The organism is Prevotella veroralis, assembly GCF_018127765.1.
Lineage (GTDB): Bacteria > Bacteroidota > Bacteroidia > Bacteroidales > Bacteroidaceae > Prevotella > Prevotella veroralis.
Genome location: NZ_CP072330.1, coordinates 732,220 through 747,981, shown reverse-complemented (window position 1 = coordinate 747,981; position 15,762 = coordinate 732,220). Strand labels below are relative to the sequence as shown.

Here is a 15,762-nt window from a genome sequence, read left to right as displayed (position 1 = left end):
TCAGAGATTGAAAGAGATAACTTATTGCTTTATCTTATCCCACGTTATATTCTGACTGGCATTAATTCCAAAGAGAATATCATAAACTTGTTCTTTCTCTTTCTGTGTACCTTTACCTTTATATATATTAGCTAACTCGTCCTTCTTATAGTCTGTCCATATTTGAGGAAGAAGACTTATCGGACGGTTCTCATGTGCTTTCTTCAATTCGTTCTCTAATGCAGTCGTAATATTCGTTCTGCCACGTTCAGCATTATTTGCCATTTCGTCTAATCCTGTCCTATAGTAATCATATTGTAGTTGACGAAAAGGCTTCATAGCCCCATCTAGATAATCATTAATGAAAGCAAACCGGTTACGAGAACTATCAAAGGCCTTCCAACCAGTGAAGCTCAGATTCTGTGCATTATTCGTTAAATTCATACAACGAAGTAATACATCTTCTCCACCCATCGGTGAGAAAGAATCAAGATCTAATCCTATAATGAGATAAGCATAATAAGCAATTAAAGCTGTTAGTTGGTTATCTATATTTTCCTCATTAAAGTCTAGCTGTTCATATTGAGCAAAGGTAAAATTGAAATCACCATCTTGATTATTATAAAGTGTAGAAGTATAGGCGGAATTATAAACAGGACGATTGGCTTGTATCAATGCTGTACAAGTAAACATATTACTGCTTACATCATATTTGCTTATTGTAATATTGAAGTTACATGCAATACGCTCATTCTTTTGAAACTGATAATGAGTCCATTGCCTCGTATTGATAAACTGTTCCAGTGTCTGTTGAAGATTCTCGAAGACAGACGCATCTGTGCCCTCAATTTGATTATGATTGATGGTTACTTTCGCTTGTAGTTCCTGTGCAGTAATATCCTTGCTAAAGCAAACTAACAAGCTCGTTAATAATATCACGAGCCACTTCTGCCTTTGGTTTCTTGTCATAAACCTTCTTTCTATCTTTACTAATTATTGTGATTTGATTATCATCCGATTGAAATGTTGTACCAGGATTCCTTGTTGAGTTCAACACAATAAAATCAGCCTTCTTCCTCTCTAACTTCTTGCGTGCATTATGCTCTTCTTCATTTGTTTCTAAGGCAAATACCACAAGGCGCTGCTTCTCGCTTTTCATCTTACCAATAGTAGCAGCAATATCTTGTGTCGGTATCAATGTGAGCGTTAAATTATCCCCTTCTCGTTTAATCTTATGATTTGCTATTTGCTGTGGACGGAAATCGGCAACTGCGGCACACAAGATAGCTGCATCACACTTAGGATATTCCCTAACCGTAGCATCATACATTTCATTACAGCTTTCAACATCTATTCGCTCTATAGCAGCAGAACAGGTCAAACTTACTGGTCCAGCTATAAGGATAACCTTTGCACCACGCTGAAGACAATCTTCAGCTAAAGCAAATCCCATCTTACCCGAAGAATAATTACCGATGAAGCGAACAGGATCAAGTCTCTCATAAGTTGGCCCAGCCGTAATAAGGATTGTCTTACCTTGTAAATCCCTCCTTTCTGTATATTTAGAAGTAATACTTTCTGAGAAGAAATACTCCAAAGACTTCACTATATTCTCTGGCGCCTCCATTCTACCCTTCCCTTCTAATCCACTCGCTAGAAAGCCATTAGCAGGCTCTATAATATGATAACCATAGCCACGTAATGTATCAAGATTCTTCTGCGTTGAAGGATGTTTATACATATCCAAATCCATTGCAGGGGCTATGAATACTGGTGCCTTCATTGAAAGATAAGTCGTTATAAGCATATTATCAGCAACACCATTTGCCATCTTGCCTAATGATGCAGCTGTACATGGAGCTATTACCATTGCATCAGCCCATAATCCTAAATCCACATGAGAGTTCCAAGTACCATCCTTCTGAGAAAAGAACTCACTAATGACGGGTTTATGCGTAAGTGCGGAGAGGGTTATAGGCGTTATAAACTCCCTTCCTGCAGGAGTAATGACGACCTGTACCTCGGCTCCTTTCTTTATTAGCTCACGTATAAGCAGACAACTCTTATATGCGGCTATAGAACCTGTTATGCCTAAAACTATTTTCTTTCCTTCTAACATTACATTATCTATTATTGAATTCACGTAAACGAATACGTGTCAACACCTGTTTTGTGTTATAAGTAAAATCACTTGCCAACATCCAACTATAATAACCAGGATCTTTGTGTAATACTTCTGCTACATCCCAGCCTTTGTACTTACCAAAGTTGAATACTTCATGCTTACGAGCTTTACCAGTGGCATCAAGAAGTGTCTTACCATCTTTATCCTTCATATCTTCCCATACGATACGCCCAGCAAAATCAACAAAGTCATTCATACGCGAAAACTCTGCTAACTCGTCCATATCATTATTGAGGGCACGCTCTTCCTCTTGATTGCCAGGTGCATACATGGCAACTTCACCTTGTAACACACGCCAGGTAGCTTCTGTATCTTGATCTGCACGATGTGCTACGAAGTCTTCTTCCATCTTCCTCCCACAATAGAACTTATATGCGGCGGCAAGATTACGGCGTTCCATCTTATGATAGATATTCTGTGCATCAATCAATCTACACTTAGAGAAGTCGAAATCAATCCCTGCTCGCAAGAACTCCTCTGCAAGCATTGGCACGTCAAATCGATTAGAATTAAATCCTGCAAAGTCACAACCTGCGAACTTATCGGCTAACTCCTTTGCCTTCTGCTTGAATGTTGGTGCGTCTGCAACATCCTCATCGGAGATACCTGTCAATTCTGTTACAATTGTGGGAATATGTTTACCTGGATTAATAAAGAAATTCTCTCTCTCCTCTTTCCCATCAGCATATACTTTAATATATGAGATTTGAATTATACGATCAGCTACCAAATCAAGCCCCGTCGTTTCCAGATCAAATACTATTAAAGGTTTCGTCAAATTCAATTTCATACGTTTGCTTATAAGCCCTACTACAATTAGAAAGGAGATGGCTATCTATTAGAGATATAGCCATCCCCCAGTAAGATGTATATTAGTAGAATATCCTATTATTCGTTTAACAGCATTGGCATAATCAACATGAGTACATCCTCGTTCTCTGGTTGTACGCCAGGAACAATAACACCAGCTCGTGAAGGATCAGCCAACTGAATAACTACATCATCACTCTCAAGGTTATTCAATATCTCAAGCATGCTTGAGCCCTTAAAGCCTATACTCATTGCATTACCATCGTATTCACAAGTAACACTCTCCTTTGCGCTTGTAGAGAAGTCTATGTCTTCAGCGTTCAGCTCTAATAAGCCAGTAGAAACATGGAAACGGATAAGCTGTGACGAATCACTTGCAAATGGCAATACACGACGCAGAGCACCAATAAGTGATTTGCGATCAATCGTAATTCTATTAGGATTGTCTTGTGGTATTACGCTATTGTAATTAGGATACTTACCTTCTATCAATCGACAAGACAGATTACCATCAGCAAAAGATATGTCAGCAAAACGCTCGTCGAAACGAATCACTACATCCCCACCATCCTTAGCAAGGACTGTCTTCAACAATGTTGCAGGTTTCTTTGGCAGGATAAATGCTGATGGTGTTTCACTCTTGATCGAGAAGTTTTTATTCCTTACCAACTTATGACCATCACTTGCTACAATAGCCAGGCTATCACTTGTCAAATCAAAATAAATACCATTCATCACAGGGCGAAGCTCGTCTTGTGCTGTTGCAAAGATAGAACGATTAATACTATCCGAAAGTTTCGCTGCATCAATGGTAATAGAAGAAGCATTATCAGAAATAGGCTGTACTCTTGGATACTCATCAGCCCCAAGGATTGGGAAATTATAAGAGCCATTCTGATAAGTAATATAAATCTTCATCTCATCGAAATTAACATCAAGAGCAAGTGGCTGCTCTGGAAGTTCTTTCACAGCATCAAGGATAGTCTGACTGTTTACAGCGAAGTCACCTTCACCTTCACAACTATCAAGATTCAAAGTCCCACACATCACATTCTCACTGTCAGACGAAGTGATGGTTAATTGTCCATTATGAACCTCAAAGAGGAAACAATCAAGAATTGGAAGTGAATTCTTGCTATTAATTACTCGTGAGAGTGTCAACAATCGGCTGCTCAATGCAGTGCTTGAAAGGTTAAACCTCATTGGTATCTTATTTTAGTTAATATTCAATCTTAAACTTACATGAGATGAAGCGTCTTAAACTATATATATCGTAGACTCTTCTCTTCAACGCACAAAAATACAAAAAACAGATGTGAAAAACAAAATTTAAGTATGAAAGTTTCCGTTTTTAGAACTATTTTATTAATTTCGCAAGCACATTTAAACAAATAAGAAATATATAACAAAGTAGACTATGGAGTTACAAGGAAAAATTATTGCAGTTCTTCCTGCCCGTGAAGGTACATCTGCTCGTGGACCATGGAAGTCACAAGAATACGTAATAGAAACACATGATCAGTACCCAAAGAAGATGGTCTTCAACGTCTTTGGAGCCGACAGAATAGATCAGTTTGCAATTAAGACTGGTGAGGAGATTATCGTAAGTTTCGATATTGATGCTCACGAATATAATGGTCGTTGGTTTAATAACATCCGTGCTTGGAACATTCAGCGTGTAGATGCTGCTGCTGTCATGGCTGGTGCACCAGCAACGGCTGCCCCTGTCACACCACAACCAGCACAACCTGCTGCGCAACAAGCTCCATTCCCTCCAACACAGGAGAGTGCTGGAAGCCCAGAGGATGACCTTCCATTCTAAGTTCAGAAACTAACAGATTATACATATCAGAAGACAGAACTCTAGCATTTGGGTTCTGTCTTTTTTATTACTTATCTTGCCTGAATCTCATGTGCTTTTTACGCTTTTTCTAATACCTATGTAATCATGAAATTGACACATATGTGTTAACCGATGTGACACATATGTGTTAGTGGAGGTAACACATATGTGCTAATTCGCTGATACATATGAGTTAACCAAAGGGCACTCTTCTTACAATAAGACAAGCCTTATCTGTGGCAAAACAGAGGCCTATCTCAAAGGTTCTCAAGCCTCCCCTACTTACTGGCAAACAATGATGGGTGGGAGGCGCAAGATAGAGGCGCAAAACAAAAATGCCCAAGACTATTAAAGTCCTGGGCATCTTATAACAAGATTCTAATTATATACTTTATGCAGCTGCTGCAATCCACTCATATACGAAGCTGCAAACTCCGAAGAGAAGAATGCCTGTCATACAAACTGCTAAAGCGAACTTTGTGTTGCAATCGCTCTTGAAGGTTGGCAATGGATTGTCTGTACGTACGATATACATTGCTTTCACAATCTTCAAATAGTAGTAGAGCGAGATAACTGTATTAATTAATGCGATGAAGACAACAGCGTATGACCAGGCTCCCATCGTGGTATTAATATCTGCGCCATTAACGCCAGACATAAATACAAAGAACTTTGAGAACATACCTGCGAATGGAGGAATACCACCAAGCGAGAACATTGCTAAAGTCATCAAGAAGCTCAGACGTGGGTTAGTCTGATAGAAGCCATTATAGTCGTCAATGTTGGTCTTACCGCCATTATTCTGCTCTACAACAGAGATAATCGTGAAGACTGCCATATTAGCAACAACATAAATCAGAACGTAATAGCTCAATGCACTCACCGAGCTAACCCAGTCGTTGCCAATAGCTGTCAACATGATATAACCTGCCTGAGAGATAGAACTGAACGCCATGAAGCGTTTCAACTCATTCTGACGCACAGCGAAGAGGTTAGCAATGGTGATAGAAAGTACAACGACTATCATCAACAATACGTGCCAATACTCAACGATTGCACCGAAGACATGGAACAGGATACTCAACAATGTAAAGGCGGCTGCTCCCTTTGAGATTACGCTCAAATAACCAGTAACTGTTGTTGGCGCACCTTGATAAGTATCGGCAGTCCAGAAGTGGAATGGAACGAGAGATATCTTGAAGCCAAGACCACTAAAGAAGAATACGAGTCCCATGATAGTTAGTGGGGTCGCATGCATCTTAGTTGCTATATCAGCAAAATAAAGCGTGCCGAACTCACCATAAAGGAAGCTAATACCATAGAGCATTACGCCACTTGAGAAGGTAGCTGTCAAGATAAACTTAGCTGCAGCTTCCGCAGAGTCATTACGATACATATCGAAGGCAACCGCACATGCCAATGGCACCGATGCCATCTCAAGCCCAAGGAAGAACATCAAGAAGTTACCTGCGCTCATCATGGCAAACATACCGAGGAGTGTTGAAACTATCAGCATATAGAACTCACTCTCCTTACCGTTCTTCGCAGCCCATATACGACTCTGAAGGACGACAATGAATGTACCCATAGAAAGGATAGCCTTCATCACGTTTACAGCAGAAGAGGTAACATACATACCACCAAATGCTGTCTGTGCTTCCATAGGGAGCAGACAAACAAAAGTATTTATCAGAAGGAGCACCGAAGCCAGCGGATTGAACCACTTGCGCTCTTCAGTCTTTGCCGTTGCAAAGTCAGCAACGAACAAAACAATCAGGATGGCAACGAGACTTGCCTCCGGAATCATCTTAAAGAAATCACTATAATTCATTACGCTAGTTTATTAAAGATTACCTAATGTTGGTACGTATGTTATGATGTGGTCAAATATAGGATGAACAGCATCAATAATCATATTCTCGAAGAAGAGTGGGCAGAGACCTAAGCCTGCAACGCAGAAGATCAAGCAGCCAATAGCGAATCGCTCGTCCCATGTCGCATCATGCAGTTCATAGAACTTCTTATTTGGAATTTTCTGAAAGAGAATCTTTCCTACCACACGTAAGATATAAACCGCTGTGATAACAATCGCTGTACAAGCAATGATAGTTGCTACACGGTGGAATGTACCTGCATTCTCAAATGAACCAACGAAGATGGTCATCTCGGCAACGAAGCCAGAGAAACCAGGCAAACCAAGATTGGCAAGACCTGCCACTACATAAGAGACTGCAAGGAATGGAATAACCTTCATCAAACCACCAAGATAACGTACGTCACGGGTTCCAGCACGGTGATAAATCATACCAATACATGCGAAGAACAAGGCTGTCATCAAACCATGAGAAAGCATCTGAAGTATTGCACCCGTGATGGCTGTCTGTGTGGTCATAACCAATGCAAAGAGTACCATACCACAGTGTGATACTGATGAATAAGCATTGATATACTTCAAGTCAGTCTGTACACATGCAGAGAGCGCACCATAAACAACCGAAATAGTTGTCAGAACTAGGAAGATAGGAGCCCATGTCTGCAAAGCATCAGGCATCAAGAACATAGCAATACGCAAGCAACCATAGCCACCAAGTTTCATCAACACACCAGCATGGAGCATTGATACGGCTGTAGGCGCTGAAGCGTGACCATCAGGAGACCATGTATGGAATGGGAATAAAGCTCCAAGAACACCAAAGCCAATGAATACGAATGGGAAGAAGATGTTCTGAATATTCTTAGGCATCGCATGCATACGTGCCAACTCTATTACGTCCATCGTAGTAGCACCACTGAAGTAATAGATACCAAGAATACCCAATATCAAAAGAGCTGAACCACCCATCAGCATCAAAGTAAGCTTCATTGCTGAATACTCCTTTGGACCTGTTCCCCATACACCGATGAGGAGATACATAGGAATAAGAGCAACCTCATAGAACATGAACATCGTGAACATATCCGTTGAGATAAAGAAGCCAAATACACCTGAAGCCAAAAGTACAAACCAGAGGAAATACTCTTTCTTCATCGGCTCAAGTTGCCAGCTAGCAAAGGTTCCTGTAAAGACAATAATCGCTGAAAGCAAGATCATCACAACAGAGATACCATCGACACCCACAGAGAAGGCAATATGCATAGGCTTGAACCACATCACGGAGTTTGCCAGTAGCATTGCATCATGGTTACCAGCATTACGCTGCTGAACAAAATAGACAGTCAACCAGATAGCACCAATCAAAAGTGCCGTAGAGCCGGCTACCATCATACCACGTACCTGATTATCGTTCTTGGCTACCCATAAGCCACAGAGCATCAGGACGGGGATTATTACAAATACAGTTAATATCCAACTCATTTTATTATATCAAACAAAGTAAGATTAATGTTAATGCTACAGTTCCGGTAATAAACCATACGGCATATTGACGTACATCGCCACTCTGCCAAGAACGGATTGACTCGCCTGCCTCTTGTGTACCCCAAGCCATGAAGTTGAATGTACCATCAATAACATGACGATCGAACCATGCGATTGGAATAGAGAAGCAACGGAATACTATCTTATGTGTGAAGAATTGCCATGCATCATCTATATAGAATCTGTTGAGGGCTGCCTTGTGCAGACGTGGGAAGGTACGCTGTAAGGCATCAGCCACAGGCTGCTTCTTACCCATGTACATCCAAGTAGCAAGGGCAATACCGATAACGGCTGCAATAATACTTGTTGTTGCAATGCTCCAATCTATATGAATATCATAGTTTAAGCCATTGGCACTTACGAAGTGACCGAAAGGAATCCAACCAGCACATACAGAAATTGCAGCGAGGAATACCAATGGTCCCCACATTACGAATGGAACCTCCTGTGGACGACGACGATTCTCTGGGTCCTGCTCATAGTAAGACTCGCCCCAGAAGATTACGTAGTAGAGACGGAACATATAGAATGCTGTCATTCCTGCTACAATAGTCATAATCCACTTCAAAGCCTGTCCTTCTACTCCTGGTAAGGTGTTACAAGCTGAGATAATCTCATCCTTAGAGAAGAAACCTGCAAATGGAGGAATACCTGCAATTGCCAAGCAACCAATCAAGAAACAGATATTCGTAATTGGCATGTATTTGTGCAAACCACCCATATACTCCTTGAAGTTGCTACCAATGATAACAATAATAGCACCAGAGCAAAGGAAGAGCAGAGCCTTAAACATTGCATGAGTGAAGAGGTGGAACATTGCTGCCATATAGCCAAGACCACCATGGTGGAGATATTCTGCACTATAGAATGAACCGTGCTCCTTCTCATAGAAGCAAACACCAAGTGCAACGAGCATGTAAGCAATCTGTGAGATAGTAGAGAATGCCAAACCACGCTTAATATCACGCTGAGCACAAGCTACTGCTGCTGCATAGAAGGCTGTAAATGCTGCAATCCAAGCAATCCAATGGAGTTGCTCCTGTGCACCAAACTGTACATAGATTGGTAACAATGATGCAACTTGGAAAACACCAGCAACAACCATCGTAGCTGCGTGAATCAAAGCAGACACAGGTGTTGGACCCTCCATAGCATCTGGCAACCAGATATGCAATGGGAACATTGCTGACTTACCAGCACCACCAATGAACATCAAGAATAGTGATGTTGGAAGCACCCATGTCAATGCAGAATTTGAAGCTAATGCCGTCAACTTTCCAACAAGCTCTGGATTTGTATGGAGGTCATAGTTGAATGTTCCTACATAGAAGCTAAAGAACAGAATACCTATCAAGAAGAACAAATCAGCAAAACGTGTAACAATAAATGCCTTCTTGCTGGCATGTACTGCAGTATGCTTTGGATAATAGAATCCAATTAACAGATATGAACATACACCTACTAACTCCCAGAAAAGATACATCTGGAAGATATTGGTTGCTACAACAAGACCAAGCATTGACATCGTAAAGAGTGACAAGTAGGCATAGAAACGCTGGAATCCATGTTCGTACTCCTCAAACTTGTAGTTCTCATCACGTTCAGCCATATAACCGAATGAATAGATGTGAACCATAAAGCTGACAGTAGTAATAACGATTAACATCATCACACTGATTGGAGAAAGACGTAAACCAATATTAAAGGTCAATAGCTCTGTAAACTTTAACCATGTTAGATTAAAGACGGTAACAGTTGGATAAGTACTATTAGCTAAACGACCGTCAGTGACATGGAAAGTCTCCCCCATTGCTGTATACTCTCCCGTATAAAAGAAATAGTGATAAGCAGTATAGAGACTGAGCACAAATAACGTTCCCAACACACAGGTGCCAATAATACCAGCAACCTTGCGTGGCATCTTCATTCCGAACAGACCAAGCACAACAGCGCTTAGGAACGGAAGAAGAAGTATCAAAAATGCGTAATCAAACATATTTGTTTTCTCTTTATAATTTCATATTTTCAATACTGTTCACCTGATCGCTGTGGAAATGACGGTAAACATTGATAATAATAGCGAGTGCAACGGCTGATTCAGCAGCGCTTACTCCGATAGAGAAGAGCGTAAAGAACATACCCTCATATCCATCAGGGAAAAGTAGACGGTTGAATGCAGCGAAGTTGATATCAACGCTATTAAGAACTAACTCTACGGAGATAAGCATTGCAACAAGGTTGCGACGGGTTACGAAACCAAATACTCCGATAAAGAATAATAGTCCACTAAGGACAAAGAAATATCCGACAGGTATCATTTGCTTCCCTCCTTCTTTTTATTATTCAGAATAACTAAGCCACCAATAATACATGCCAAAAGGAATACAGAAATAAATTCAAAAGGAAGTACATATCCATATTTATCTGCACTCATCAAGTTCTGACCAATGGTATCCATTGTTACTTCTTTTGACAACATATCACCATTTACTATAGTACTATTGATTAAAGCATTCTTTAGCAATACAACAACAACAGTTGCAAAGCCAACTAATGCTATTGCAGCAGCAAGAAAAGTACGCTTACCTAACCATCGTTCAGAGAGTCCTTGCAATGTACGTTTGCTCACCAATTGGATTGCAAAGATATACATCATAGTGATACCACCAGCATAAATGCTTATCTGAGCAGCACCAAGGAAAGTATAATCTAGCAGGAAGTAGAGACCTGCAACACCAAAGAGTACAAACAGCAATGCTGTTGCTGCTCGCATGATACGTTTCGTCGACACGCAGAATATAGCTGAAGCCAATATTACAACGGCGAGAATCGCAAACATAATTAATCTTGCCATATCCCTTACTCCTTATTTCTTTTTAGTATTGAATGTTCCAACTTTCCAATCTGCTCCACCCTCAATAAGCTTTGGTAACGAACCACCTTTATATATTTCCTTATCAAGATGAAGAACTAGCTTAGAACGATCAAACACTGCATTTTCAAAATCATTTGTAAACTCAATTGCATCAAAGTTACAAGCATTCACACATAACTCACAAAACATACAATCGCCTAAGTCATACTGATAATCGAGAAGTTGCTTCTTCTTTCTGCCTGTCTCAGGATTGGTTACCATCTCTGAAGCAATCTTGATGGTACCATTAGGACAAGCCTTCTCACACATAGTACAAGCTGTGCACTTGTAGTTTTCATTTTCGTCACGTTTAAAGACTAAACGACCACGATGGCGTTTAGCAACGTGAAGGGTTGTCTTACGATTCTCTGGATACTGCTCGGTAGACTTTGGTGTGAAGTATTCCTTCATTGTCACCTTCATACCAGTAGCAAGTGTCTTGAGCGCAGAGCCAACCTCACCAAAATATGATTGTTTTTTCTCTTCCATTCTCTTTAACCATTAATAGTGAATGTCCAACCGAATGCTACACAAATAGTCATCAATACAAGGATGACAAGTGACAATGGCATAAGGTACTTCCACTCTAATTTCAGAATCTGATCAATGCGAAGACGTGGGAAAGTCCACTTAATCCACATCAACAAGAATACTACAACGAATGTCTTACCAAGGAACCATACAATACCTGGTATATAGTTCATAACGGCATCAAAGCCCTCAAGACCAATATTCAATGGAGCCCATCCACCCAAGAAAACTGTGGTAGCAATTCCAGATACAACAAATAAATTAAGGTATTCTGCAAGGTAATAGAAACCAAAGCCCATACCACTATACTCTGTATGGTAACCAGCAGTCAACTCACTCTCAGCCTCGGCTAAGTCGAAAGGACCACGATTTGCTTCTGCATTACCTGCAATACAAAATACGAGGAAAGCCAATATTGCAGGGATATGCCCTTGTATAATCAGCCATTGCCAAGGACCTGTTTGTGCTTCTACAATACCTGAAATCTGCATTTTACCTGTGAGAATAACTGCAGAAATTAAACAGAGTCCTAAAGACAACTCATAAGAAATCATCTGTACTGCACCACGCATAGCGGAGAGCACAGAATACTTATTATTACTACCCCAACCTGCAAGGAAGATTCCAAGAACACCAATTGAACTAATAGCCGTTACTAGGAATATACCCACATTAAAGTCTAAGATATTAGCTCCATTATTCCATGGAAGGAAAGAGAAAGTTCCTACTGAAGCAATAATAACCAAAAATGGAGCAAGATAATAAAGCAATTTATCAGCCTTATCAACTGCAAAAATCTCTTTGATTAACATCTTCAATACATCAGCAAAGACCTGTAAAGTTCCCCACCATCCTACTCTGACAGGTCCAATTCGGCACTGGAAGTAGGCGCAGACCTTACGTTCCATGAAGATGAGAACGATAGCAAGTAGAGCATAAGCAAGAAGTATTGCTAAGCCCACCACAACGCACTCAATCAGAACGGTCCAAAAGTTACTCAAGCCACAAGTGACGCGGAGCAACTCATCGAACCATGTTGTTACTATTCTAAAATCGAACATAGTATGATTTTAATTCTTAATTGATTACTTTTATAATAACCTTATTAGCGGTCAATATCAGGGATTACGAAGTCAAGTGCAGCACCTGTAGTAACTAAGTCGGCTATCTTCTGACCACGTAACATCTTATCCATAGCACCAACAAGTGTCAAGCCCATTGGACGGAACTTCAAACGATAAGCTGTCTTATCACCACGTGAATCCAAATAAGCACCAAACTCACCACTTGCACCCTCAACAGAGAAGTACCACTGACCTTCTGGAACTTTAATAATTGGCTTCTGCTTAATATAGAACTCACCCTCAGGAATATTATCAATCAATTGCTCTATAATATTGAGGCTCTGATAGATTTCCTTAATATGACAGAAGTAACGATCCATAGAATCACCATTTGTCAGTGTTATCTCATCAAAGTCCACCTTATCATACATCGCATAAGGATGATTCTTACGAACGTCATTTTTCCATCCGCTAGCACGACCAGCAGGACCGGTCACACCATAGCTAATACAATCCTTCTCGTCCATTACGCCAACACCCTCAAAGCGTTGATGTGTAATAACATTATCACCAAAGACATCAACATACTCCTGGATCATTGGACGAAGATACTTACAGAGTTGCTTTACATTTGATACAAAGTTTGGATCAATATCAGCCTGCAAACCACCTATTCTATAATAGTTCTGAATCAAACGACCACCTGTTGTCTCTTCCATAACATTGAGGACATGCTCACGGTCACGCATACCATAAAGGAATGCTGTAAGAGCACCTAAGTCCTGTGCACAACAAGCTGTATAAAGAAGGTGATTATCAATACGCTGTAACTCATCCATAATAGTACGGATATAGAGAATACGTTCAGACAATTCAATCCCCATACCCTCTTCAATCACACCTACAAGCGCATGACGATGCATCATTGCTGACAAATAGTTCATACGGTCAGTCAATGCCAATGTCTGAGGATATGTGAACTGTTCACAAAGCTTCTCTATACCACGATGGATATAACCTAGGTGAGGATAAATCTTAGTAACAGTCTCACCATCAAGAATCGTCTGCAAACGAAGCACACCATGAGTAGATGGGTGCTGCGGACCAATATTTACAACAAAGTTATCATCGGTAAACAATGGACGTTGTGTACCAACGAGTTCACCATTTTTGTTCAAATTCCACTCTGTCGTAGTATCCAATTCTACATCATCTTCCGTAGAATACATATTCTTTGCAGGATCCATATCGTAGTCCTTGCGAAGTGGATAACCCTTAAAGTCATTCCTTAGGAAGAGACGACGCATATCTGGATGACCGAGGAACTTAATACCATAGAAGTCATAAACCTCACGTTCTAACAGGTCAGCATCAGCCCACAACTTGATAACTGAAGGAATAACAGACTCCTCTCCTACCTTCTTTGCAAGCTGTTTTACAGAACAACGCTCATGTGTATTTGTATTCTCAAGAATATAGATACATCCAAGTCCTTCCTCTGCTCCAAAGTCTTCACCGACAACAGTTACAAGGTAATCGAAATGTTTCTCATTCTTCAACTTTGCCATTTCTGCAGCAAAGCTATCAAAGCCGAATTCTTTATTTTCTAGTTTCATTCTCGCGTACCTTATATATTATACGTTAGTTGTACTTTCGTCAGAAGCTTTCTTTGCAGCATCAATCTGATCGATTTCCTTACCCAACTTCTCAACATCTTCTTTTGTTACAGGCTGGTTAACGACAATCGTTTCTTTCTTAGGAGCAGTCTCTACAGGAGTTGAAGAAACTGGCTTTGCTACAGGCTTGGCTGTAGGGCGAACTGGTTTAGGAGCTGGTTTATGTGACTCTTCCCAAGCAGTTTCACGCTTTTCTTTTATCTCTTCTGGAGTAATACCTAACTTCTCTTCAAAAATCAATTCGGCATTACTCTTACCTAATTCACGCTCTTCAGCATTCTGCTTATGGTTAACACCGCCAAAGAATTTCTCAACCTTAACCTTACGCTGAAGTTGCATCATTCCATAGATGATTGCCTCTGGACGTGGAGGGCAACCAGGAATATATACATCCACAGGGATGATCTCATCAATACCACGCATAACGTGATAGCTATCTTTGAATGGACCACCAGAAATAGCGCATCCACCAACAGCTATAACATACTTAGGTTCGGCCATCTCATCATACAAACGCTTCAAAGCTGGAGCCATCTTGTTTGTAATAGTACCAGCACACATGATTAAGTCAGCCTGACGAGGAGAGTTACGAGTAACCTCGAAACCGAAACGAGAGAAGTCGTAACGGGCACAACCAACAGCCATGAACTCAATACCACAACAAGAGGTAGCGAAAGTCAATGACCACAGAGAATTACTACGACCCCAGTTAATAAGTTGATCCAAATTACCAAGAACGAGGTTAGTTCCACCATCGTTCAGTTCGCTTGCCATCTTGCTAAGCGTGTCGTTGTCTTTCCATTCATCGTATGGAAGAGACTTGATTTTGGGCTTTCTTATTTCCATTCAAGTGCTCCTTTCCGCCAAGCATACGCAAGACCAAATACTAATACCAACATAAAGAACCCAATGGTAGCTAGTGCTAAAGGTCCAAATGTCTTAACAACAACAGCCCATGGGTATAAGAAAACTGTTTCCACGTCAAACATCAAGAAGAGAATCGCAAAGAGATAGTAACCGATATGCACTGGTAACCAAGAGGTTCCATAAGTCGGAATACCACACTCATAAGGCTCACCCTTCGCCGGATTGTATGAACGCGGACCAATCAACTTAGCTATGGCATACGCTGCCACTACCAAGAATGCGGCCGTTATCAGAACGGTAACAAAAAGTGTGAAATACATAAACTTTATATAGCTATAATTTAAATGTGCAATCTTGCTCTAATAAGACATGCTTTAAAACAAGTGCAAAGGTACAAAAATATTTGAAAAGCAAAGCAATTCTAGTAAAAAACATACTCTTATTGCAAACTCCACTTTACAAATTATATTCTGAC

Annotated in this window: 15 protein-coding genes; 1 reads left to right on the top strand and 14 read right to left on the bottom strand. The window is 40.5% G+C overall.

Going from position 1 to position 15,762, the window contains the following annotated elements:
• Nucleotides 1-21: 21 nt before the first annotated feature.
• The 4 genes from porD to dnaN form a co-directional block, all read right to left on the bottom strand.
• Nucleotides 22-948, bottom strand: coding sequence for a type IX secretion system protein PorD (gene porD, locus J5A55_RS03160; RefSeq protein WP_394357750.1), 927 nt, complete (start codon nt 946-948; stop codon nt 22-24).
• Nucleotides 884-2,098 carry a bifunctional phosphopantothenoylcysteine decarboxylase/phosphopantothenate--cysteine ligase CoaBC gene (gene coaBC, locus J5A55_RS03155; protein WP_039851356.1) on the bottom strand — a complete coding sequence of 405 codons (1,215 nt, stop codon included), beginning with the start codon at nt 2,096-2,098 and terminating at the stop codon, nt 884-886. Before coaBC ends, porD begins: the two co-directional genes overlap by 65 nt.
• 4 nt (nt 2,099-2,102) lie before the next feature.
• Nucleotides 2,103-2,954, bottom strand: a complete 852-nt coding sequence (locus J5A55_RS03150; RefSeq protein WP_004383456.1) for a 3'-5' exonuclease — start codon at nt 2,952-2,954, stop codon at nt 2,103-2,105.
• Between the two features lie 98 nt (nt 2,955-3,052).
• Nucleotides 3,053-4,177, bottom strand: a complete 1,125-nt coding sequence (gene dnaN / locus J5A55_RS03145; protein WP_039851354.1) for a DNA polymerase III subunit beta — start codon at nt 4,175-4,177, stop codon at nt 3,053-3,055.
• A gap of 214 nt (nt 4,178-4,391) precedes the next feature.
• Between dnaN and J5A55_RS03140 the strand changes: the two genes are divergently transcribed.
• Nucleotides 4,392-4,796, top strand: coding sequence for a DUF3127 domain-containing protein (locus tag J5A55_RS03140; RefSeq protein WP_004383454.1), 405 nt, complete (start codon nt 4,392-4,394; stop codon nt 4,794-4,796).
• Nucleotides 4,797-5,208: 412 nt separating this feature from the next.
• Here the strand turns inward: J5A55_RS03140 and J5A55_RS03135 are convergent, their stop codons facing one another.
• The 10 genes from J5A55_RS03135 to J5A55_RS03090 are packed head-to-tail and all read right to left on the bottom strand — an operon-like array spanning nt 5,209 to nt 15,607.
• The gene (locus J5A55_RS03135; protein WP_004383452.1) at nt 5,209-6,648 is read right to left on the bottom strand and encodes an NADH-quinone oxidoreductase subunit N; all 1,440 of its coding nucleotides are present in this window, start codon (nt 6,646-6,648) and stop codon (nt 5,209-5,211) included.
• Between the two features lie 12 nt (nt 6,649-6,660).
• The gene (locus J5A55_RS03130) at nt 6,661-8,172 is read right to left on the bottom strand and encodes a complex I subunit 4 family protein (RefSeq protein ID WP_004383451.1); all 1,512 of its coding nucleotides are present in this window, start codon (nt 8,170-8,172) and stop codon (nt 6,661-6,663) included.
• A 4-nt stretch (nt 8,173-8,176) separates the two neighbouring features.
• Nucleotides 8,177-10,231: an NADH-quinone oxidoreductase subunit 5 family protein gene (locus tag J5A55_RS03125; RefSeq protein WP_004383450.1), complete on the bottom strand. Its 2,055-nt coding sequence runs from the start codon at nt 10,229-10,231 to the stop codon at nt 8,177-8,179.
• A 13-nt stretch (nt 10,232-10,244) separates the two neighbouring features.
• A complete protein-coding gene (gene nuoK, locus J5A55_RS03120; RefSeq protein ID WP_004360908.1) occupies nt 10,245-10,553 on the bottom strand; it encodes an NADH-quinone oxidoreductase subunit NuoK in 309 nt (102 codons plus the stop codon).
• Complete coding sequence (locus J5A55_RS03115) at nt 10,550-11,089, bottom strand: NADH-quinone oxidoreductase subunit J family protein (RefSeq protein ID WP_004383449.1); 540 nt, start codon at nt 11,087-11,089, stop codon at nt 10,550-10,552. Before J5A55_RS03115 ends, nuoK begins: the two co-directional genes overlap by 4 nt.
• A gap of 12 nt (nt 11,090-11,101) precedes the next feature.
• Nucleotides 11,102-11,638, bottom strand: coding sequence for a NuoI/complex I 23 kDa subunit family protein (locus J5A55_RS03110; protein WP_004383448.1), 537 nt, complete (start codon nt 11,636-11,638; stop codon nt 11,102-11,104).
• A gap of 5 nt (nt 11,639-11,643) precedes the next feature.
• Entirely contained in the window at nt 11,644-12,741 is a 1,098-nt protein-coding gene (nuoH, locus tag J5A55_RS03105; RefSeq protein WP_004383447.1) for an NADH-quinone oxidoreductase subunit NuoH, read from the bottom strand.
• Nucleotides 12,742-12,785: 44 nt separating this feature from the next.
• The gene (locus J5A55_RS03100; protein WP_004383446.1) at nt 12,786-14,360 is read right to left on the bottom strand and encodes an NADH-quinone oxidoreductase subunit D-related protein; all 1,575 of its coding nucleotides are present in this window, start codon (nt 14,358-14,360) and stop codon (nt 12,786-12,788) included.
• Between the two features lie 18 nt (nt 14,361-14,378).
• Entirely contained in the window at nt 14,379-15,266 is an 888-nt protein-coding gene (locus tag J5A55_RS03095) for an NADH-quinone oxidoreductase subunit B (RefSeq protein WP_004383445.1), read from the bottom strand.
• A complete protein-coding gene (locus J5A55_RS03090; protein ID WP_004383444.1) occupies nt 15,257-15,607 on the bottom strand; it encodes an NADH-quinone oxidoreductase subunit A in 351 nt (116 codons plus the stop codon). Before J5A55_RS03090 ends, J5A55_RS03095 begins: the two co-directional genes overlap by 10 nt.
• Nucleotides 15,608-15,762: the final 155 nt, after the last annotated feature.

Bases quoted from the DNA above. Each gene is read 5' to 3' on its own strand.
- porD (WP_394357750.1), bottom strand. From the start codon at position 948: ATGACAAGAAACCAAAGGCAGAAGTGGCTCGTGATATTATTAACGAGC.
- coaBC (WP_039851356.1), bottom strand. From the start codon at position 2,098: ATGTTAGAAGGAAAGAAAATAGTTTTAGGCATAACAGGTTCTATAGCC.
- J5A55_RS03150 (WP_004383456.1), bottom strand. From the start codon at position 2,954: ATGAAATTGAATTTGACGAAACCTTTAATAGTATTTGATCTGGAAACG.
- dnaN (WP_039851354.1), bottom strand. From the start codon at position 4,177: ATGAGGTTTAACCTTTCAAGCACTGCATTGAGCAGCCGATTGTTGACA.
- J5A55_RS03140 (WP_004383454.1), top strand. From the start codon at position 4,392: ATGGAGTTACAAGGAAAAATTATTGCAGTTCTTCCTGCCCGTGAAGGT.
- J5A55_RS03135 (WP_004383452.1), bottom strand. From the start codon at position 6,648: ATGAATTATAGTGATTTCTTTAAGATGATTCCGGAGGCAAGTCTCGTT.
- J5A55_RS03130 (WP_004383451.1), bottom strand. From the start codon at position 8,172: ATGAGTTGGATATTAACTGTATTTGTAATAATCCCCGTCCTGATGCTC.
- J5A55_RS03125 (WP_004383450.1), bottom strand. From the start codon at position 10,231: ATGTTTGATTACGCATTTTTGATACTTCTTCTTCCGTTCCTAAGCGCT.
- nuoK (WP_004360908.1), bottom strand. From the start codon at position 10,553: ATGATACCTGTCGGATATTTCTTTGTCCTTAGTGGACTATTATTCTTT.
- J5A55_RS03115 (WP_004383449.1), bottom strand. From the start codon at position 11,089: ATGGCAAGATTAATTATGTTTGCGATTCTCGCCGTTGTAATATTGGCT.
- J5A55_RS03110 (WP_004383448.1), bottom strand. From the start codon at position 11,638: ATGGAAGAGAAAAAACAATCATATTTTGGTGAGGTTGGCTCTGCGCTC.
- nuoH (WP_004383447.1), bottom strand. From the start codon at position 12,741: ATGTTCGATTTTAGAATAGTAACAACATGGTTCGATGAGTTGCTCCGC.
- J5A55_RS03100 (WP_004383446.1), bottom strand. From the start codon at position 14,360: ATGAAACTAGAAAATAAAGAATTCGGCTTTGATAGCTTTGCTGCAGAA.
- J5A55_RS03095 (WP_004383445.1), bottom strand. From the start codon at position 15,266: ATGGAAATAAGAAAGCCCAAAATCAAGTCTCTTCCATACGATGAATGG.
- J5A55_RS03090 (WP_004383444.1), bottom strand. From the start codon at position 15,607: ATGTATTTCACACTTTTTGTTACCGTTCTGATAACGGCCGCATTCTTG.